This is a genomic window from Bradyrhizobium guangxiense, from assembly GCF_004114915.1.
GTDB lineage: Bacteria > Pseudomonadota > Alphaproteobacteria > Rhizobiales > Xanthobacteraceae > Bradyrhizobium > Bradyrhizobium guangxiense.
Genome location: NZ_CP022219.1, coordinates 3,736,747 through 3,756,587 on the forward strand (window position 1 = coordinate 3,736,747; position 19,841 = coordinate 3,756,587).

The window sequence follows — 19,841 nt, forward strand, 5'->3', positions numbered from 1 at the left end:
GCGGTCTCCTCGGGATGAGGCAAAGCCGCATCGGCCCGAGGGGCGCTGAGACGCCTGATGCAGCAAGACCTGATCCGCGTGGCATATGCAGGAGGATCGCGGCTGGCCCGCAGGTCGCGCGGGTGCGTCGGTCGGGGAAGACGCGCTGACGCGGAGCCCGCCCCGCGGCCAGCTTTCGTCGCGCCTGGCCAGGAATTGATCAACGGCGAGCGGCGCCCGGATTCTGCCACGGCGCGGCGCGAGAGGCGGGAATCGACTGGGGGCGGCAAGAACATTGCCGACCAAGAATGATCGGCAAAAGAAAAGCCCCAGCGGTTTCCCGCCGGGGCTCTCTGTCAGGTCGTTAGACCGAACTTACCAGTTGCGCTGAGCGCGGAGGAGCAGGGTGATGGTGTCCTGATCCTTCAGCTCGTACACAGCGGCCGGCTTGGCCGTCGTGCCGGAACCAGCGTAACCGACAGTACCGGAGTACCTCTGGTCGAGATGGGTCCAGTTCAAGTCAGCCGAGAACGTGAGGTTCTTGACCGGGGTCCAGCGGGTGATGATACCGAGCTGGGCGATCGTGAAGTCAGGGTTACAACCCGTGACACCCGCGAGACCACCGAACACACCGCCAGTGCCAGTCGCGCCGCAGAGCGTGGTCTTGGCCAGCGTGCCGAACTGGGCCTGAGCCCAAGCACCGTAGAGCGCAGTGTTCCAGTAAGGATCCCAGTTGTGGGTGTAAGCACCACGGAAGCCCCAGGTCTTCACAGTCTCCTGAGACGAACCGGTCACGAACACGGTGTCCGGAGCGATGGCGAAGCCGACGCTCTGGTAGGCGATGCCCGAGCTGCCGAACATCGAGTAGCTGCCGCCCGCCAGGTTCTGGAAGTTGTAGCGGGATGCGCCGTCGGTGTAGACGCCCTGGATGTTGATCGTGTCACCCGCGCCGGTCGGGATGTTCTTGATCGACAGAGCGAGCTGAACCGCCCAACCCCACTTGTCGTCGGGGTGGCCAGTCGGCTCGGTGGCGCCGTAATAGGCGACGTGGTTGTCATGCGCAGCGACCGACGCCTGGAACAGGCCCCAGGCCTGGTCGACACGGACCATACCGACGAGGTTCGGCGAACGCGAACCGCCGATGGCGTTGGTGCCGTAGCCACCGATCATGCCAGCGCTGGCGCCGGAGAGGTTGCCCGCCTGGTAGTAGGCCGTCGCATCTTCAGCCGAGAACGAGGCCGTCACGCCCTGACCGAAGTCAGCGGTGTAGGTGAACTGGTTGACACCAGTGACCGTGCCGGAACCGCCGACGAGGCTGTCGATGTTGTTGCCAGGATAGTTGGTCCAGGGCGCGTCGAACTGCGACACCGCCTTACCCATGGTGAAGCCAGCGAACTGGATGAAGGCGTAGTACACGCCGAGCGAACCGCCCGAGGTGTTGCCGTCGGTGCCGTTGATCGACGAACCAACGAGAGCCGGGGTTGCACCCGAGGTGTTGAGGCCAGGTGCCGGTAGACGGCCGCCGGTCGCGCTGCCCGTGCCGGCATAGTTGCCGGTGGTCCAGGAGAACACGCCGTCGAAGAAGGTACGGACGACGCCGTACTCGGTCGCGGTGCGCGTGTCGATGTTGAGATCTTCACGAGCGCGCATGGTGTAGTAGTTCGTCAGGCGGTTGCGCGCACCGTTGTTGCCGGTGAGCTGACCGCTGAAGTCCGAGTTGGTGTTCAGCGCGACTTCAGCGCGCAGATAACCACCCAGCTTGATGCAGGTGTCGGTGCCCGGGATGTAGTAGAAGCCCGCACCGTACAGCGAGCAGATCTTCACGTATTCGACCGCCTTGGCCTTCACGGGCAGATCAGCTGCTTGAGCCCCGCCCACGGCGATCAGACCCGCCGCTGAGCCGAGCAAAAGGCTCTTAACCAACTTCATGTTAAACCTCCAAGTTGCTCTTCAGGGAAGGTCACTGACCGGACGGCCAATTCCCCAACCCCCTCTAAATCACCGCTTTGGCCCCCTTCGCGCCTTCGGACACACCCGCATGAACGCGAGGGACTTAAGCGAATGACCTAAACGGGACGACCTCGGGATGCCCCCCTCCGTCGCTCAGTCACAATTACCGAACGTCCTTGCACACACAACAAGAGAACGCTCCGGAACGGGCCCATGAAGCTTGTTTTCCATCGGGTGTTGCACAAATAACACGCAGATGTGATCAAACCGTCGTCTTAACGCATTGTTATTATTATGATTTTTTTGACGGTTCCATTTGCCATCAAAGTTCCCCACTTAAGGCGCCGCGAGAGGAGTCCTCGTTCTGAAGAGCTTTGACGCGTTCGAATCGCGGAATCAGCGCGAGACTCAAGGAGAAGGCATCGACTTGCTCCCCGACTTCCGGCCGGCTGCAGGCATGGCCAGTGGGCGCGCGATCAGCAGCCTTTATCAATAGTGAGGTTATGACTCGCGGCGATGAGGCGATTCGGAGCTTCGACGGGCCCTCTTCCCCAGGTCGCGTCGAATTTTCCAGCAAACTCAGGCTTTTGCACGGGCAGAAGCGTTTTCAGGCCCGGCACCGCCATTCAACCTGGGCAGCACGTTCCGGCTCTGGGCCCATTCTCGCCGCGTTACGGCCTTGCCCCGAGAGCAAACCGTGAAAAACGCTGGGAGTATTCGAGCAAAAACACACGCTTCCAAATTGACCGGCCCAAGCAATTAGATGCATAAGGCTCGCACCGGAGAGGTGGCCGAGTGGCTGAAGGCAACGCTTTGCTAAAGCGTCATACGGTCTCAAGCTGTATCGAGGGTTCGAATCCCTCCCTCTCCGCCACCCAGCGGCAGAATCGATCAGGATCTCAGCGTTCTTTCACTTGAAAGCGGTCGCGGGGCCGGCGCGACAGCCTGACGCCAGCACGACTGACCCAACTCGTTTCGCACGACCCCATATATATGTGCGTCGGCCCGCTAGCGGCGGGACCGCCAGACTCGCCAATGCGAGGGCGAAATCAGCACGGCTTCGTCGGCCCAGACATTGAACCAGACGCCGGACCTGCGCCGGCACGGGAACGGCCAGGGCATTATCCCCGTCTTGTGCCGGCGTCCGAGTTCCAGGTCGCACTCCTCGGGCGCGATCTGAATCGGCAGCCATCGTCCATTCGTATCGGGATCGTTCATGCCGCTGAATTCTTATGTGGCGGCACGACGAGCAAACTTGATTCAGCGCAACCAGGCCTACCCGTGCAAACACGGGTTTGGCCGCGATTCTGGGTTCAGTGAGCGGAAACCCACGCCCTCGCCTCACGCTGCGCGGCCGCGATCTCGGCATCCGACATCTGCCCGGCAACTTCCTGGCGCAGCGCCACCGCGTCCTTGCGGCCCTTCAGCGCCGCGAGGTTGAACCATTTGTGCGCGGCGACGAGATCGACGAGGCCAGAGCGGCCGCTCGCCCAATAGATCCCGCGCTCGAACAGCACATCCGACAGCGCGGTCGCGTCGATCGGCGTCGCCGTCTCCAGATCGAAAGTCCCCTGAAACATCACGCATCCCCTATCTTCTTAATGCCGCCTCGTTCCCCGAGCGCGGCTCCCGTCCAACTCTGGTGTGCATGACCTTTCCCGGGATCGTGCACGGCTCAACTCTTCCCCATCGCCGTTTGCCGGCTTGTTGAAGGCGATGATGGCGGGCAAATTTGAATGGCAGTTTAAGCATCGCGATGAAGCGGACGTAAACGCGAGCGCGTGGGGCGAGCGGAAAGAATTCGAAAAGCCCCTGATTTGCAGGCACTTCTGCGATTCGTCAGATTCGGTTTACCCTGTGATCTCAGGACATCGATAACCATCGCGCGCGGTGGCGCGTGTCATGAGGTTACGATCCACGGGGCGGGTCACTGTCGTGGCGGCACCCGCAACGCGTCGTTCCCAATTACCGGTCTCGCCTTTGGCGCGCCCGATGACGGGCTCCAGCGGGCACCGAGCTCGCCGCAGCTGATCAATTCAATCAAGGCCGTCTCGCAGAGCGGGGCGCCCGGTTCGACGTGTCGGCGATGTCCCCGAACGCCCGTCGGTCATGTCCCCGGGCTGAAGAAGCCGGGCGACGGCACCGCGACCGGAAAAGCGGCATGCGAACGGCCTGCGTCAGGCGGCAGCCCCAATTGCCCCGCGGGAAGCTCGAGCATGGCAACGCGATCACGTCGCGGTCAGATCAGCAATGTCGGGGAAAGGAATGCCGGCAATACCCCGGCTCAGGACAACGAGGGCGTCGGCGAACACGTCAGGACCAGATTCCACGTTGGCCCGAAGGCCGCTTGTGAAATTGCGGAGCTCATTAGGGAGAACCGCACCGAACGAAGAAAACTCGTTTCTTCTGCCGGACCGTGAAAGAGAACGGTCCGACCGTTGACCTGATGTCTCGCCGACACCCTCTATCGTCGATCAGAACCTCGAGGAGGCGCTGATGACGTGCCGGCGCTTAAGAGCCGGCAACTTCAGAAGCGAAGTTACTTCTTCTTCTTCGCGACCTTGCGGGTCTTCTTCGCAGTCTTCTTCACTGCGCTCTTCGCCTTCTTCGCCTTCTTCGCTTTCTTGGCCATGTTGCCCTCCGATGTGTGAGATGGCTTTAATCGCTGCGTGCACTCGGGGATCGAATGCACTTCATCCCGAATACACCAACACGAAGAAAAAAACAGCGTCTCGCTTAAAGAAGTGTTGACGCAGCAACGCGCGTGGGCTTGGCGAGCGCGATGCAAGTGCGCCGCACGGCACGTCGGCGCGATCGCAGAGAGTGGGCGCATCGTCCATGTTTGCGAGCGATGCGATTGCAGGAAAACACTATGCGGCAAGTATTTTTCTGCGCACGCGCATCACGCGCGAGCGATGCGACGACATGCGCGGCAAATCGCGCGAAGGTCTCGCGGAGGCGCTTTGCGGACTCTGAGTCGCGATTTTTGGCAACGAAAATATTTTCATGCTTAACGGCGCAAACGCTCGCCACAGCGTGCGCGAGCCGCCGTTTTGGACGAATCGCGTGACGGCGATTCGGTCGCCGCAATGCCGGTGATTGGGATGAAGTTTGCCGCCGAGGATGCGTGCGAGCATCGCATCGAGGACTTGAAAGCGACGTGACGGACACTCTCCGTCACCTCGTTTGAACGCGCGACGTCAGACGCCGAGCTTGGACTTGAGCAGATCGTTGACGCTCTGCGGGTTGGCCTTGCCGCCGGATGCCTTCATCACCTGACCGACGAACCAGCCGAGCGACTGCGGCTTGTCCTTGACCTGCGCGGCCTTGTCGGGATTGGCCGCGATGATGTCGTCGACAAGCTTTTCGATCGCCGAAAGGTCCGTCACCTGCTTCATGCCGCGACTTTCGACCAGCGCGCGGGGATCGCCGCCTTCCTGCCAGACGATCTCGAACAGATCCTTGGCGATCTTGCCCGAGATCGTGCCCTCGCCGATCAGATCGACGATCGCAGCAAGCTGTTCGGCGTTCACCGGCGAGTCCGTAATATCCCGGCCTTCCTTGTTGAGACGGCCGAACAGCTCGTTGATCACCCAGTTCGCCGCCATCTTGCCGTCGCGCGCACGGTTGCCGAGCTTGTCCAGCACGGTCTCGTAGAACACCGCGCTCTCGCGCTCGGCGACCAGCACGCTCGCATCATAGGCCGACAGGCCGAGATCGGCGACGAAGCGCGCCTTCTTCTGATCGGGCAATTCGGGGAGCTCGGTCTTCAGCTCGTCGACGAACGCCTGGCTGAATTCCAGCGGCAACAGGTCGGGATCGGGGAAGTAGCGATAGTCGTGCGCCTCTTCCTTCGAGCGCATCGAGCGCGTCTCGCCCTTGTTGGGGTCGAACCGACGGGTCTCCTGCTCGATCTGCCCGCCATCCTCCAGGATCTCAATCTGGCGCCGCGCTTCATACTCGATCGCCTGGCCGATAAAGGCGATCGAATTCATGTTCTTGATCTCGCAGCGGGTGCCGAGCGGCGCGCCAGGCTTGCGCACTGACACATTGACGTCGGCGCGCAACGATCCCTTCTCCATGTCACCGTCACAGGTGCCGAGGTAGCGCATGATCGAGCGCAGCTTGGTCACATAGGCCTTGGCCTGCTCGGCGTCGCGGATGTCCGGTTTCGAGACAATCTCCATCAGCGCCACGCCGCAGCGGTTGAAATCGATGAAGGACAGCGACGGCGACCGGTCGTGCAGCATCTTGCCGGGATCCTGCTCCAGATGCAGCCGCTCGATCCCGATGGTGGCCGTCTTGCCGCCGTCGAGATCGATGATCACCTCGCCTTCACCCACCACAGGCGATTTGTACTGGCTGATCTGGTAGCCCTGCGGCAGGGCCGGATAGAAATAGTTCTTGCGGTCGAACACCGAACGCAGATTGATCTTCGCGTTAAGACCGAGCCCGGTCCGGACAGCCTGCCTGACGCATTCCTCGTTGATGACGGGCAGCATGCCGGGCATCGCGACATCGACCAACGACACGTGGCTGTTCGGCTCGCCGCCGAACGCGGTCGACGCGCCAGAAAACAGTTTTGCGTTCGACGTCACCTGGGCATGGATCTCCATGCCGATGACCATCTCCCAATCGCCGGTGGCGCCCTTGAGAAGCTTATGCGTGGCCGTGCTCATGTCTTGCTCCCGAGCAGCGTGGCAGCGATCTGCTTCCACTCCGCCTCCAATGAATCCTTTGCCGCGGGTTTGCCGGCCTGGCGATACCAGTAGCCGGCATTGCCGAGATCGCCTTCGACGCGGTGCAGGTAAGCGTGCACCCAGGCGGCGTCGCGGCCCTGGTCGTCCTGAACGATCTTGTGCGCCTGGTCCCAGTCGCCCTTGGCGGCCCACCAGAGACCTCGAAGCGGCGCGCTCAGATCCGGCGCAGGCGCCGCGCCGTCGAGGCTCGCGATGAAGGCCGCGACATTCACCACCACCTCGTCGGCGTGAAGCGGCCGGCGGCCTGCTCAATCACCTCGCCGAGCGAGAACAGCGTCTCCTCGTCGAAGGGCCGGCCGATCAATTGCAGGCCGAGCGGCAGACCCTGCGCGTCCTTGCCGGCAGGCACCGCGATGCCAGGCAGGCCCGCCATGTTCACGGTCACCGTGAAGATGTCGTTGAGATACATCTCGACCGGGTCGGCACCGCCCTTCTCGCCGATGCCGAAGGCGGCCGACGGCGTCGCCGGGGTGAGGATCGCGTCGACGCCCCTGGCGAAGCAATCCTCGAAATCCTTCTTGATCAGCGTGCGCACCTTCTGCGCGCGCAGATAATAGGCATCGTAATAGCCGGCCGAGAGCACGTAGGTGCCGATCATGACACGGCGGCGCACCTCTGCGCCAAATCCCTCGGCGCGCGTGTTCTCATAGAGCTCGACGATGTTCCTGCCCTGCTCGCGCAGGCCGTAGCGGACGCCGTCGTAGCGCGCGAGGTTGGAGGACGCCTCTGCGGGGGCCACGATGTAATAGGCCGGCAGCGCGTATTTGGTGTGCGGCAGCGACACCTCGACGAGCTCGGCGCCGGCCGCCTTCAGCCAGGCCGCCCCCTCGCTCCAGAGTTTTTCGATCTCGGCCGGCATGCCGTCGAGACGATATTCCTTGGGGATGCCGATCTTCATGCCCTTCACGGACTTGCCGATCGCGCTCTCGTAGTCCGGCACGGGGATGTCGACCGAGGTCGTGTCCTTCGGATCGTGTCCGGCCATCGAGCGCAGCAGCATGGCGGCATCGCGCACGCTGCGGGCGATCGGGCCGGCCTGGTCGAGCGAGGAGGCAAAGGCGACGATGCCCCAGCGCGAGCAGCGGCCATAGGTCGGCTTGATGCCGACGGTCGCGGTGAACGCGGCGGGCTGGCGGATCGCCCCGCCGGTGTCGGTCGCGGTCGCGCCCATGCACAGCAGGGCCGCCACGGCCGAGGCGGAGCCGCCGGACGAGCCGCCCGGCACCAGGGTGGTGTTGCTGCCCTCGCGCCGCCAGGGATTGCCGACGGGACCGAAGCACGAGGTCTCGTTGGCCGAGCCCATCGCGAACTCGTCGTTGTTGAGCTTGCCGAGCATCACCGCGCCGTCGCGCCAGAGCTGCGAGGTGACGGTGGACTCGTAGGTCGGCACGAAATTGCCGAGGATCTTCGAGCACGCCGTAGTGCGCACGCCCTTGGTCGCGAACAGATCCTTGATGCCGAGCGGGATGCCCGCGAGCGGACCGCCCTCGCCCCTGGCGATCTTGTCGTCAGCCGCCTTCGCCATGCTGCGCGCCTGGTCCGGCGTCTCCATGACGAAGGCATTGAGCACACGCGCCGCCTCGATCGCGGAAAGATGCGCGTCGGTCAGCTCGAGCGACGTGAAAGTTTTTGCCGCGAGACCCTTGCGGGCCTCGGCGAGCGTCAGCGATGTCAAATCGGTCATTTATTGATCGGGCTGCAGAAGAACGGAGACAGGGTCTTGTCGTTGGCCGGGTCGTCTTGCCTGACGTTTTTCTTGGCGGCCGCGTTCGCGGCGGCCTCGAGCTCGTCGAGCACGGCATTGACGGCGACGTTGGGATCGGCGGCCTTGCCCTGCCGCTCCATCTTGTCGAGATAGTTCATGTAGGCCTGGTAGGCCTTCTCATCGTCGCAAAGCATGCACATCGGACGGCGTCCTGAATTGAAGACTCTACTCCACGACCTTCGGCACCAGGAAGAAGTGACCTTCGGTCGCGGGCGCGTTGGCAACGATATCGTCGGCGATCTCGCCGTCATCGACCACGTCCTGCCGCTTCTTCATCTGCATCGGGGTGACCGAGGTCATCGGCTCCACGCCCTCGACATTGACCTCCGAGAGCTGCTCGACGAAGGCGAGCATGGCGTTAAGCTCGCCCTGCAGATGCGGAACCTCGTCCTCGGAGACCGCAATGCGCGCCAGATGCGCGATGCGGCGGACGGTAGCGGCGTCGACGGACATTATATAAGGCCTCTCACGGCAAAACCCAGCACGGTAAAACCTGAGTGCCGTATAGCAGAGGCCGGTTTTGCGCCGCAACCGGCGCTTCTCCCTATCCGGCGAGGGCCTTCATGCGGGCCAGCGCCGATTTGGCGAGATCCCGGGTCAATTCGGCTGCAGGGACCTCACGGCCCAGCGCCACGGCCTGGCCGGCCCAGAGGTTGGTGAAATCCACCCTGCCCTGCTTTTCGGCAGCCGCCTTCAGCGGACTCAGCGCCGTCGCCGCGTGGGGAAACGGCGGCGCATCCGGCGAGATCGGGCCGGCCTCCCGCATCAGGCGGTTCTGCACACCCCGCGCCGGACGACCGGTCATGACATTGGTGATGACGGTGGAATCGTCCCGCGCTTCGGCCAGCGCCTTGCGCCCGCCTGCGCTGACCTTCGATTCCGGACAGCGCAGATAAGCGCTCCCGATCTGCACACCGGAGGCGCCGAGCGCGAAGGCGGCCGCGATGCCGCGCCCGTCGGCGATACCGCCGGCTGCGATCACCGGAACCTTCACGGCATCGGCGACCTGCGGCACCAGCGCGAAGGTGCCGGGCTGCTCGGAGATCTTGTCCGTCAGGAACATGCCGCGATGGCCGCCGGCTTCGGCGCCCTGCGCGATTACGGCGTCGACACCGCGCTGTTCGAGCCACACTGCCTCCTTCACCGTCGTTGCCGACGAGATCACGAGGCAGCCGGCTGCCTTCACCCGCTCGAGCAGCGCCTGCTCCGGCAGGCCGAAATGGAAGCTGACGACTTCCGGCTTCAGCTCCTCGACAACCTCGCAGAAGGCCGCATCGAACGGCGCGCGGTTCGCCGCAGCGATCGGCGCGGCGGGATCGAGTCCATGCTCGGTGTAATAGCCCGTGAGCCGCTGCTTCCAGCGCGCCTCGGCCTCGCGCGTCAGGTCGACCGGCGTGTGGCAGAAGAAGTTCATGTTGACCGGCGCCTTGACGCACTGGCGGATCAGACCAACCTGCTCGCGCGCCTTCTCCGGCGAGATCATCGCGCTCGGCAGCGAGCCGAGCCCACCGCCCTGCGCCACGGCGATCACCAGCTCCGCGTCCATCACGCCGGCCATCGGCGCCAGCACGATCGGAAATTCAGTCTTGAAGAGGTCGATCAGTCGACGGTCAGGCCACATGGTTCTTGCCTCGCATTCGCTGTTCCCCTCTCCCCTTGTGGGAGAGGGTGGATCGCCGCGATAGCGGCGAGACGGATGAGGGGTATCTCTCCTCAATCACCATACTAAGTTGGCGGAGAGATACCCCTCATCCGGCGCTTCGCGCCACCTTCTCCCACAAGGGGAGAAGGAAGAACACCACCGGCCGAATTGCGTCGTCCGTCCAGCAACTGCTCCGCTTCGGCCGCAATCCGCTCGACGATCTCGGCCGCCGGTGGGATATCATGAATCAACCCAACCGCCTCGCCCGCGATCACGGCCGCGATATCGAAATTGCCGGTTTCTTTCGCGGCGGCATAATCGGCCGCGACCGTGGCGACATTCTGCATCAACTCGACCTCGCGGCCGATCCAGCGCCGGGCGTGATCATTGACCAGGCATCGTCCGGTAAACGGCGCCGGCCAGACATTGTTGCGGGAGAGATCGAAGATGATGCCGCGCACCGTGGAGCCGCTGCTTGCCGCGCAGATGCGCCGCTTGGCTTCCTCCGCGCCGTCGGCCTCGCGGCTCGCGTAGAAGCGCGTGCCGAGCAGCACGCCGCTCGCGCCCAGCATCATCATCGCAGCAAGCCCGCGCCCGTCGGCGATGCCGCCGGCCGCAACCACCGGCACGCCCGCGGCAAGATCGACGATCGCGGGTACGAGATCGACCGTGGTGCGGGAGGCGCCGTGACCGCCCGCCTCCGTCCCCTGCGCGATCAGGATATCGGCGCCGGCTTCGAGCGCCTGCTGCGCCATCGCATCGTCCTGCACCTGGCAGATCAGACGCGCACCGGCCGACTTGATCTTCGCTGCAAACGGCGCAGGATCGCCGAACGACAACATGATCGCGGATGGTCTTGCGGCGAGCGCGATGTCGAGAAGCTCGGGCCGCTTGGCGAGGCTCCAGGTGATGAAACCGATCCCGAACGGCGCACGCAGTTCGGCGAGCTTCGCCGTCTCCTGCTCCAGCCACGCCCGCTCGCCATAGCCGCCGCCGAGAATGCCGAAGCCGCCGGCGCCGCTCACGGCCGCGACCAGGCGGCTGCCCGCGATGACATCCATCGGCGCCAGCAGAATGGGATGCTTGATCTCCAGCAGCCTCGTCAGTGACGTCGCAATGGACATGGTCCCTCCCCGATCTGGACAGCGACAGTAAGCGCGACTAGCATTCTCGAAAATTGAATTCTTCCGAACGCTACCATCTCAAAAGCGAAACGGTGCAATGGAACTCAGCGACATCCAGACCTTCGCCGCGGTCGCCCGCACCGGCGGCATCACCCGCGCCGCCGAGGAGCTCAACACGGTGCAATCCAACGTCACCCAGCGCGTCAAGGCGCTGGAAGCCGAGATCGGCACGCCGCTGTTCGAACGCCACAGCCGCGGCATGACGCTGACCGGCGCCGGCAAGCGTCTCCTGCCCTATGCACAGCGGATGGCTGCGCTATCGCGCGAAGCCGTGCTGGCCGCGCGTGACGATGGCGAGCCGAAGGGACCGCTCGCGATCGGTTCGATGGAGACCACAGCGGCGGTGCGGCTGCCGCCGCTCCTCGCCGACTTCCACCGCCGCTTTCCCGCGGTGCGGCTGTCCTTGCGTACCGCACCGACCGCCGACCTCGTCGCCGGCGTGCTCGACGGCACGCTCGATGGCGCCTTCGTCGCAGGCCCCATCACGCACGCCGACCTCACCGCAACGAGCGCGTTCCGCGAGGAGCTGGTGCTGGTCGGCGCGCGACGCTGGAGCTCGCTCGCCGAATTGCGCGCCGGCACGCCGGACTCCGGCCCGACCGCGCTGGTGTTCCGCACCGGCTGCACTTACCGCCAAAGGCTCGAACAGATCTTCGTCGAGTTCGGTTGGCCGTCGGCAGCGCGCTTCGAGCTCGGCACGCTCGACGGCATGATCGGTTGCGTCGCCGCCGACATGGGCGTGACGTTGCTGCCGCGCGCGGTCGTCGAGCGTAGCGCGATGAACGGCAGTGTTTCGATCCACACGTTGAGCGCCTCGCACGCGCGCGTCGAGACCCTCTTCATCCAGCGCCGCGCCGGACACCAATACAGCGCGTTGCAAGGTTTTGCCGCTTGCCTGAAGACCGACGAGGACGTCATCGCGGCCTGACGCGGTGACGCCACCTCGGTATTTCAGCATCCTTTAGAGCCGAATGTCCTCGTAGGACTCGATCCGCCGCGGGCCGACCGAGGTTGCCTCGTGCGAATCCGCATCGGTGAGAGTGCCGAAATCCAGCTTGGTCAACCTCGTCAAATCCGCGATCGAGACCTGGAAGACGCTGACATCCTCCTCGGACATCCGCTCGCGCAAATCCACCTCCTGAATGCGATCGATCTCCGTGATCAGCTTTCGCTGGCTCATGAGGAAGGCCGCCGCCTTGAGAGCGTCGTCATCCTCGTTGCGCCGGATCAGGATCTTCCAGAAATATTTCGGGATTTGAACGCCGCCGAAGCTCGGATCCTTGTGCGGCCGGCCTGCCGGATTGGGAAGATCGGATCCATCGGCGTCCGGCCCGTCGAACACCGGACCGTTCATGACGATGCCCTTCGCCTCGCCTTCGAGCAGGACATCGCGCGTATAATCCTCCAGTCCCGCCCACAGCTGCTTGCCCTGGTTGAACGAGAAGAACTGCGGCGAGCAATTGGTGAAGTGGAAGGAATCATCGCCATGCTGCTTGGCCGCAGTGACGGTGTCGCCCCAGGTCGCATCCAGGCGGCGCACGAGATGACCGCGGTCAAACGGATTCTTGCTGCGATCCGCCTCGAAGGTGGCCTGCTTGCGGTAGAACTCGTCGCCGATCTGGGCATCGTCGTCGATGCGCGGATCGCGTAGCCAGGAATCACCCTCGCGCTTGCCGACGTCCTGCTGCTTGCCGCCGTCGATGTTGACGCAGCTGAAGAAGGCGAGCCGACGCTCCTTGTTCATGACCACGCTGTAGTTGAAATATTTCAGCTCGGATTGCTTGGAGCTTCCCTTGAGCATCGCGATCTTGGGCTTGAGGGAGGCCGGAATCTTCGGCAACGGCACCGCGAATTTGCCGCTGCCGAGAAAGTTCGCCTTGTATCCGGGACGCGATTTGAGCGTGCTCTGATCGATATGCACGCTCTCCATCGGCAGGCCGTTGTTCGCACTGATGTGAGGCAGCAGGCCGGCCGGCGGGGGGATCAACGGCGTGCCGCCGTTCTGCATGCCGCCGTTCGTCGTGCCTCCGTTGCCCCCCACAGGTCCCGGCACCGGTGCCGGCGGCGCGAACGGGATGTCCTTCCTCAACATCGGCAAGGGGACGCGGATCGGGACCACGAGCGAGGTTCCGTCGAGGGACTGCTCGACCCAGACACTGGCGCCGAAAGCAGGTGCGGCAGCCGGTGCCCGGACTTTCGCGATCTCTTGCCGGATCGGCGGCTCCTCCTCGTCCAGCACCGGCTTGATCAGCGGATGGGAGCCGACGGCAACCTTGAGATCGGCGACGATCGCGCTGATCCGGATGCCTTCATTGGCGATCCAGTCGATCAGAGTCTCGTCCATCGAGGGCTTCCACACCTTGCCGTCCTTGGTCAGGGTGCGGCCCTGAGAATCCTTGCGGGGAACGCCGCTGTGATGCAGCGCGACCACCTGCCAGAAGCGGTTGAACGCGGGCGAGCCAGACGATCCCGCGGTCGTGTCGGTGTTGTACCAGAGGAAGTCGCCGACATATTTGAGCAGCTTGTTCTCGCGGACGCAGACCTGCTTCATCTGCCCGCTCGGATGCTGGATGATGGTGAGGTACTCGCCGGGATCTGCCTTGCCGGGCGCGCCGCTGAGCGGCACCCAGCCGAAATCCTCGAGCTCCTCTCCGCCCGACAGCGAGGTCGGCGTCACCGCGACGATCGAAAAATCGAGCCCGTCGTTGGTGTAGAAGAACTTGCCCGGCTCGAAGCCGAACCGCACCGGCACGCGCTCCTGCCCTGCGACGTCGAGCTCATAGTTGAAATCGGCGATCGAATTGGCGGCTTCGGCCGGCTTGCCGAAGACGTGATGGTTCGTCAGCAACAGGCCTGGGCCGATCAGGAAGCCCGAACCATAGCCGAGCAGGTTCGACTTGAGATCCCTGAGCTGGATGCGGCAGACCGAGCGCGAGGCGGCGGTCCCTTTGGCGAGATAATTGATGCTGTCCAGATCATTGCCCTGGATGATCCGCTCCAGGCCGATCTCGGCCTTCTCCACGTCCTGCGTCTCGGCCAGCAGCTGGCGCTGGCGCAGGCGCATCTTTTCGACGGTCATCTCGATCGGACCGTCGCCCAATTTCCGGTTCAAGGCTTCGGGTGAGAACTCGGCTTGCTTGAATCGCCTTTCTGAGCCCGCGATCAGGCTTGGCTTGATGAGCATCGTGACCTCTCAAATGGCTGGGCGAATATTGGACGTGGTCGGCGCCCCAAAAAATTGACGCCAAGTTGCAGCGCAGGCCGGACTGCCGGTCGCTGCGGAAATCGGGGGCATGCCCCCGACACTACTTTAGACCTGTATATCTACTGCCACGCAACCACGCGGCATCATGCCATGGTCTGCAACCTCACCAGTGTGAGATTTCCCACACTTGATCGACGCAGCTGGGCATCGCGATCTCGCGGCGGCTTGCGGCCGGCGGACGATCTACCGCTTCAGGTACCACCGCCGCAGCGCCACGATCGCCCAGATCGCTTCGACCAGACCGAACGGCCAGGCGCCCTGGAGGAAGCCATAGGCCGAGCCGAGCGCGCAGGAGGCGGCAAACAGCAGCACGAACCAATGGCTGCGGTCTTCCAGGGCGTAGGTGACCAGCATCGCCGTGACGGCGAACAGGCCGAATAATGTCAGCGCATCCATGGTTCCGGGTTCACTCCCCGGCGCGACGCGTGATATGCGCTACGCCATGCCGGCTCTTATCCTGCCCCTCATCGATGCTGCAACCCACTGGCCCGCGCGCGGCGCGCTGGTCGGGCTCGATCTCGGCACCAAGACCATCGGCGTCGCCGTGTCCGACCCGGACCGGCGGCTTGCGACCGGCGTCGAGACGGTCCTGCGCAAGCAATTCAAGCAGGACGCCGCCCGGCTGCTCGCGATTGCGGCCGAGCGCAAGGTCGTCGGCTTCGTGCTTGGCCTGCCGATCAACATGGACGGCAGCGAGGGCCCGCGCGCGCAATCCACCCGCGCCTTTGCCCGCAACCTTGCCGGCCTGACCGCGCTGCCCATCGGCCTGTGGGACGAGCGGCTCTCGACCGCGGCGGTCGAGCGTGAATTGATCGGCATGGACGTCAGCCGCGCCAAGCGCGCCGAGGTGATCGACGAGCATGCCGCGATCTTCATCCTGCAAGGCGCGCTCGACCGTCTCGCCAATCTCGGTCCAGGGACCGCCTGACCGATGGCCGTCGTGGTCGCGGCGCTGCTGCCGGTCTTCATCCTCATCGTGCTCGGCGTGGTGCTAAAGCGCAGCCTGATGCGGCTCGACACGCAATGGCACGGGCTGGAGCGGCTGACCTATTTCGTGCTGTTCCCCATGCTGCTGATCCAGACGCTGGTGAAGGCCGACCTCTCCAAGGTGCCGGTCGCCGGCGTCGGCGGCGCGCTGCTGCTGTCGGCGCTGGCGATGTCGCTGCTCTGCCTCGCGCTCCGCCCTGCCCTGGCGCGGCTCGATATCGACGGCCCCGCCTTCACCTCGATCTTCCAGGGCGCAACCCGCTGGCAAACCTTCGTCGCGCTGTCGATCGCCGCCAACATGTTCGGCGATCTCGGGCTGGCGCTCGCCTCCGTGGCGATGGTCGCGATCATCCCGCTCGTCAACGTCTTCAGCGTCGCCGTGCTCGCGCATTACGCCGCGCCCGAAAAGCAATCCGACCCTGCCATCGTGATGACGTTGGTGCGCAATCCTCTGATTTGGGCCTGCGCCATCGGCCTCTTCGTCAATGTCACCCACCTGCCGCTGCCGAAACTCTGGCATGAGGTGGCCGACGCGCTCAGCCGTTCCTCGCTGGCGATCGGGCTGCTCGTCACCGGCGCCGGCCTGCACCTGGAAGGCCTGCTGCGCCCGAGCGCTGCCGCTGCGATCGGCGTCGTTTTCAAGCTGGTCCTGATGCCGGCACTCGCTCTCGCTCTCGCCGTCTGGTTCGGGCTAACGGGCGACAGCCTGGCGATCGTCGCGATCTGCTCGGCGGTCCCGACCTCGTCGAGCGCCTATGTGCTGGCCCGCCAGATGGGCGGCGATGCGCCGCTGCTGGCGCAGATCATCACACTGCAGACGATTTTGGCGGCGATCACGATGCCGATCGCGATCGCGCTGGTGGCCTAGCCGCCCAGCCACATCGTCAGCACCACCGCCGTCATGTTGTTCAGCGCGTGCAGCACGATGGTGAGCCAGAGCGAACCCGCGCGATGGCGCATGTAGCCGAACCACAGACCGATGGTGAAGACCTCGGCGAGGAAGTAAATGTCGTATTGCAGGTGGACGATGGTCCACACCAGCGACGACAAGAGGATCGCGCCGGGCACGCGCAGGAAGCTCGCCGACCAGCCACGATAGAGGAAACCGCGTGCCAAAACCTCTTCCGACATCGGAGCGGCTACGCTGAAGGCGAACAGAAGCAGCAGTGCCGCGCCCTTGTCGCGTCCGGATTTCAACAGATCGGTCATGAAGCCCGGCGTCGCCTCGCGGCCGAGCGCGCGCGACATCGTCTCCCAGACCAGCACGATCAGGATGAGTCCGATCGCGCCGAACAGGAGCTGCTTCCAGGACGGCCAATGCAGTGCCAAATAGTCGACGAAGGAGGCCTTCTTGATGGCGATGGGGAGCCACACCGCCAGAAGCGTCGCCGGCAGGCCCATGATGACCGAGAGCGCGAGCGTCTGCGGCTCGTGGCCGACCAGCTGGATCGAGGCAAGATCCATCGGCAGGCCGCGCGAGGCCGCCAGCAGCACGACAGCGCCGATCTGCCCGACGAACATCGCGACGAAGATGAAGAGGCCCCACAGCGCCGTGCCCCAGAACTTCCAGACGCGTGGCGCCGCCGGCGCCTCGGTCAGCGGCGGATGGTCGGGATTGAGGGAGTCCATCAAGAGGCTTTCGTTTTGGAGACTCACGGCAGCGCCCGCTCCAGCAGCGCGCGCGCCTCGCCGCCCTCCAGCTCGACGGCGCCGTACATGCTGGCGTGATTGGCCGCAAGGCGCGTGCTCGCGAACAGTTCGGCATTGTGTGGCGACACGCCATTCAGCGCCGCGGCGGCAGCAAGCAGCGAAAGCTTCTCGACGGCAAGCCGCGCGACACGCTCACCATCGGCGCGTCGAAACGTCTTGCCGATGAAGCTGACCGCCTCCCCCGCCCCGGGCAGGCCCTTCGTCTCGGCCGCGAGAGCCTGAAGCACCGCCATCGCCGGCTCCGGCTCGCGCGAGAGGGCGCGGAGCACGTCGAGGCACATCACGTTGCCGGAGCCTTCCCAGATCGCATTGACCGGCGACTCCCGATAGTGCCGCGCCAGAATGCCGTCCTCGACATAGCCATTGCCGCCGAGGCATTCCATGGCCTCATAGAGGAACGGCGGCGCGCTCTTGCAGGTCCAGTATTTGATCGCCGGCGTCAGCAGCCGCATATAGGCAGCCTCCGCCGCATCATGCGGCGTCCGGTCGAAAGCACGGCAGAGCCGCATCACCAGGGCCGTGCTGGCCTCGACATGCAGCGCCATGTCGGACAGCACCGCCTGCATCAGAGGCTGATCGGCCAGATGCTTCTGGAACACGCTGCGGTGACGGGCGTGATGCAGCGCATGCGCCAGCCCCGCGCGCATCAGGCCGACCGAGGCGATCGCACAATCCTGCCGCGTCAGCTGCACCATCTGGATGATGGTGCGGATGCCCTTGCCCTCCTCGCCGACCGCTTGCCCATAGGCCCCGATGAACTCGACCTCGGACGAGGCATTGGAGCGATTGCCGAGCTTGTCCTTGAGGCGCTGGAACTGGATCGCGTTGACGGAGCCGTCCGGCGCGAAGCGCGGCATGAAGAAACAGGTCAGCCCGCCCTCGGCCTGCGCCAGCACCAGGAACGCATCGCACATCGGCGCCGACATGAACCATTTATGGCCGGTGATACGATAGGCCTCGCCCTCGCGCACGGCCCGCGTCATGTTGGAGCGCACGTCGGTGCCGCCCTGTTTCTCGGTCATGCCCATGCCGAGCGTCATGCCGCGCTTCTGCCACCACGGTGCGAAGCTCGGATCGTAGCTCTTGGTCGAGAGCACCGGCATCACCTTGTGAAGCAGATCCGGCTGCGTCGCCAGCGCTCCGACGGAGGCACGCGTCATCGTGATCGGGCAAAGATGGCCGGTCTCGACCTGGGCGGCCATGTAGAATTTTGCCGCGCGAATGACTTCGGCGGCCTCGCCAGCGGGTTTGCCTTTCGCAGTCCAGGTCGAATTGTGCACGCCGGCGTGGGCGCTGTGCGCCATCAGCTCGTGATAAGCCGGGTGAAACTCCACCTGGTCGCGGCGATTTCCTTTTGCGTCGAAGGTGCGCAGCTTCGGCGTGTTCTCGTTGGCGAGGCGTCCGCGATCGGCCATCGCGGCCGAGCCCCATTGCTTGCCGAACTCGGACAGCTCCCGTTCCGCCGCCGCACCCCCATTGGCCTTCACGGACTCGACCAGCGGCCGGTCCACCGTGAACAGGTCGACATCCTCGAACGGCGGCGACTGGTTGAAGACCTCGTGGGTCGCAAAGCTCGGTTGGGTCATTTGCGTTCCGATCAAATCCATGTCGGCACCGGCGGTGCCACCTCTCCCCTTGGGAGAGGTAATCCGACTCGCGGCTGCATCTGCTTCAATCAAACTCTACCTTGTTCGCGGCTGGATCGGGAAATCATAGGCCGCCCCGCCGGCCCCAGGCAGGGAAAAATGCCACCACTCCTTCGAATAGTTCACAAAGCCTTGCCTGGCCATCGCAGCCACCAGCCGCTTGCGCCAGGCCCGCTGCTCCGGCGTGATCGACGGTGCTGCGGTATGGCCCTTCGTGTCGGTGCAGTCGTAACCGGTGCCCATGTCGACGCTGCCTTCCGGCGCCCGCGCTTCGACCGGCGCCGTGCAGTCGGCATAGCTCTTCGACGGGTCGTACCTGCCTGAATTGTCAGCCTTGAGATCGACCAGCGTGAGATCGACTGCCGCACCGGCGGAATGCTGCGAGCGACTTGCGATGTAGCCGAGGCGGAACAGCTCGGTCTTGGGAATCTTGGGATTGTAGCGCCGCTCGGCGGCGGTCTCGCGACCGTTTTGCGACCACTTGACCATGTCGAGCGAGGCCCGCGCCGGCCGGTAGCAGTCGAACATCTTGAGCGATAGAGTTTGCGCCGCCAGCTCCTGCTGCACCGCCTTGAGCCGCAGCCCCACCTCGCGCTTCACCACGCATTCGCCGGCGTCGTAACCGGCGAGCGGACGGCCGACGAAATTGTTCGACGTGGCGTAGCGGATGTCCTGGATGATGCTGGGGTCGACGTCGCGCAGATAGACGAAATCGCCGGGGGGCGATTGGGCTGAAGCGGATGAGATCGATGCGATTATGAAAAACGAGACTGAAATAGATCTGACCAAGCTCATTTACCTTCCCCCTGTCATTCCGGGGCGATGCGAAGCATCGAACCCGGAATCTCGAGATTCCGGGTCTGGCGCTTGCGCGCCATCCCGGAATGACTATGCGGGCGACAGATCAGGGGATAACTCCCCTCCCGCCGTTTGCCCCTTGCCCCACCCCCCAT

Annotated in this window: 18 protein-coding genes and 1 tRNA gene; 5 read left to right on the plus strand and 14 right to left on the minus strand. The window is 64.4% G+C overall.

Going from position 1 to position 19,841, the window contains the following annotated elements:
* Positions 1–354: 354 nt before the first annotated feature.
* Positions 355–1,908, minus strand: coding sequence for a porin (locus X268_RS17675; protein WP_128926123.1), 1,554 nt, complete (start codon positions 1,906–1,908; stop codon positions 355–357).
* 802 nt (positions 1,909–2,710) lie between these two features.
* Here X268_RS17675 and X268_RS17680 point away from each other — a divergent pair.
* A tRNA-Ser gene (locus X268_RS17680) sits at positions 2,711–2,803 on the plus strand.
* A 439-nt stretch (positions 2,804–3,242) separates the two neighbouring features.
* On the opposite strand, the gene X268_RS17690 is transcribed toward X268_RS17680, so the two are convergent.
* Positions 3,243–3,509, minus strand: a complete 267-nt coding sequence (locus tag X268_RS17690) for a hypothetical protein (protein ID WP_128926125.1) — start codon at positions 3,507–3,509, stop codon at positions 3,243–3,245.
* 1,258 nt (positions 3,510–4,767) lie between these two features.
* On the opposite strand from X268_RS17690, the gene X268_RS39495 reads away from it, so the two are divergent.
* Positions 4,768–4,905: a hypothetical protein gene (locus tag X268_RS39495; RefSeq protein ID WP_164937783.1), complete on the plus strand. Its 138-nt coding sequence runs from the start codon at positions 4,768–4,770 to the stop codon at positions 4,903–4,905.
* Between the two features lie 224 nt (positions 4,906–5,129).
* Here X268_RS39495 and gatB read toward each other — a convergent pair whose 3' ends face one another.
* The 7 genes from gatB to X268_RS17735 form a co-directional block, all read right to left on the minus strand.
* Positions 5,130–6,608, minus strand: a complete 1,479-nt coding sequence (gene gatB / locus X268_RS17705) for an Asp-tRNA(Asn)/Glu-tRNA(Gln) amidotransferase subunit GatB (RefSeq protein WP_128926127.1) — start codon at positions 6,606–6,608, stop codon at positions 5,130–5,132.
* Positions 6,605–6,907, minus strand: a complete 303-nt coding sequence (locus X268_RS17710) for a hypothetical protein (protein WP_128926128.1) — start codon at positions 6,905–6,907, stop codon at positions 6,605–6,607. Before X268_RS17710 ends, gatB begins: the two co-directional genes overlap by 4 nt.
* Positions 6,898–8,373 carry an Asp-tRNA(Asn)/Glu-tRNA(Gln) amidotransferase subunit GatA gene (gatA, locus tag X268_RS17715; protein ID WP_128926129.1) on the minus strand — a complete coding sequence of 492 codons (1,476 nt, stop codon included), beginning with the start codon at positions 8,371–8,373 and terminating at the stop codon, positions 6,898–6,900. The genes X268_RS17710 and gatA overlap by 10 nt, the downstream gene beginning before the upstream one ends.
* The gene (locus X268_RS17720) at positions 8,370–8,594 is read right to left on the minus strand and encodes a hypothetical protein (protein WP_128926130.1); all 225 of its coding nucleotides are present in this window, start codon (positions 8,592–8,594) and stop codon (positions 8,370–8,372) included. The genes gatA and X268_RS17720 overlap by 4 nt, the downstream gene beginning before the upstream one ends.
* Positions 8,595–8,619: 25 nt before the next feature.
* On the minus strand, positions 8,620–8,907 hold the full coding sequence (gatC, locus tag X268_RS17725) for an Asp-tRNA(Asn)/Glu-tRNA(Gln) amidotransferase subunit GatC (RefSeq protein ID WP_128265297.1): 288 nt from the start codon (positions 8,905–8,907) through the stop codon (positions 8,620–8,622).
* A gap of 91 nt (positions 8,908–8,998) precedes the next feature.
* Complete coding sequence (locus X268_RS17730; protein WP_128926131.1) at positions 8,999–10,075, minus strand: NAD(P)H-dependent flavin oxidoreductase; 1,077 nt, start codon at positions 10,073–10,075, stop codon at positions 8,999–9,001.
* Positions 10,076–10,179: 104 nt separating this feature from the next.
* Positions 10,180–11,220: an NAD(P)H-dependent flavin oxidoreductase gene (locus tag X268_RS17735; RefSeq protein WP_128926132.1), complete on the minus strand. Its 1,041-nt coding sequence runs from the start codon at positions 11,218–11,220 to the stop codon at positions 10,180–10,182.
* A 97-nt stretch (positions 11,221–11,317) separates the two neighbouring features.
* Here X268_RS17735 and X268_RS17740 point away from each other — a divergent pair, with 97 nt between their 5' ends.
* The gene (locus X268_RS17740; protein ID WP_128926133.1) at positions 11,318–12,208 is read left to right on the plus strand and encodes a LysR family transcriptional regulator; all 891 of its coding nucleotides are present in this window, start codon (positions 11,318–11,320) and stop codon (positions 12,206–12,208) included.
* Between the two features lie 33 nt (positions 12,209–12,241).
* Here X268_RS17740 and X268_RS17745 read toward each other — a convergent pair whose 3' ends face one another.
* Positions 12,242–14,392 (minus strand): DNA/RNA non-specific endonuclease, encoded by a 2,151-nt coding sequence (locus X268_RS17745; protein ID WP_164937785.1) that lies wholly within the window; start codon positions 14,390–14,392, stop codon positions 12,242–12,244.
* A 336-nt stretch (positions 14,393–14,728) separates the two neighbouring features.
* Positions 14,729–14,941 (minus strand): hypothetical protein, encoded by a 213-nt coding sequence (locus X268_RS17750; RefSeq protein WP_128926135.1) that lies wholly within the window; start codon positions 14,939–14,941, stop codon positions 14,729–14,731.
* A gap of 46 nt (positions 14,942–14,987) precedes the next feature.
* Between X268_RS17750 and ruvX the strand changes: the two genes are divergently transcribed.
* The gene (gene ruvX, locus X268_RS17755; RefSeq protein ID WP_128926136.1) at positions 14,988–15,473 is read left to right on the plus strand and encodes a Holliday junction resolvase RuvX; all 486 of its coding nucleotides are present in this window, start codon (positions 14,988–14,990) and stop codon (positions 15,471–15,473) included.
* Between the two features lie 3 nt (positions 15,474–15,476).
* Positions 15,477–16,400 (plus strand): AEC family transporter, encoded by a 924-nt coding sequence (locus X268_RS17760; RefSeq protein WP_128926137.1) that lies wholly within the window; start codon positions 15,477–15,479, stop codon positions 16,398–16,400.
* Here the strand turns inward: X268_RS17760 and X268_RS17765 are convergent.
* The 3 genes from X268_RS17765 to X268_RS17775 all read right to left on the minus strand — a co-directional run bounded on the left by X268_RS17765 (position 16,397) and on the right by X268_RS17775 (position 19,683).
* Entirely contained in the window at positions 16,397–17,161 is a 765-nt protein-coding gene (locus X268_RS17765) for a CPBP family intramembrane glutamic endopeptidase (RefSeq protein WP_128929302.1), read from the minus strand. The genes X268_RS17760 and X268_RS17765 overlap by 4 nt on opposite strands.
* A 23-nt stretch (positions 17,162–17,184) precedes the next feature.
* The gene (locus tag X268_RS17770; RefSeq protein ID WP_128926138.1) at positions 17,185–18,828 is read right to left on the minus strand and encodes an isovaleryl-CoA dehydrogenase; all 1,644 of its coding nucleotides are present in this window, start codon (positions 18,826–18,828) and stop codon (positions 17,185–17,187) included.
* A gap of 96 nt (positions 18,829–18,924) precedes the next feature.
* Positions 18,925–19,683, minus strand: a complete 759-nt coding sequence (locus tag X268_RS17775) for a M15 family metallopeptidase (protein ID WP_128926139.1) — start codon at positions 19,681–19,683, stop codon at positions 18,925–18,927.
* Positions 19,684–19,841 lie beyond the last annotated feature (158 nt).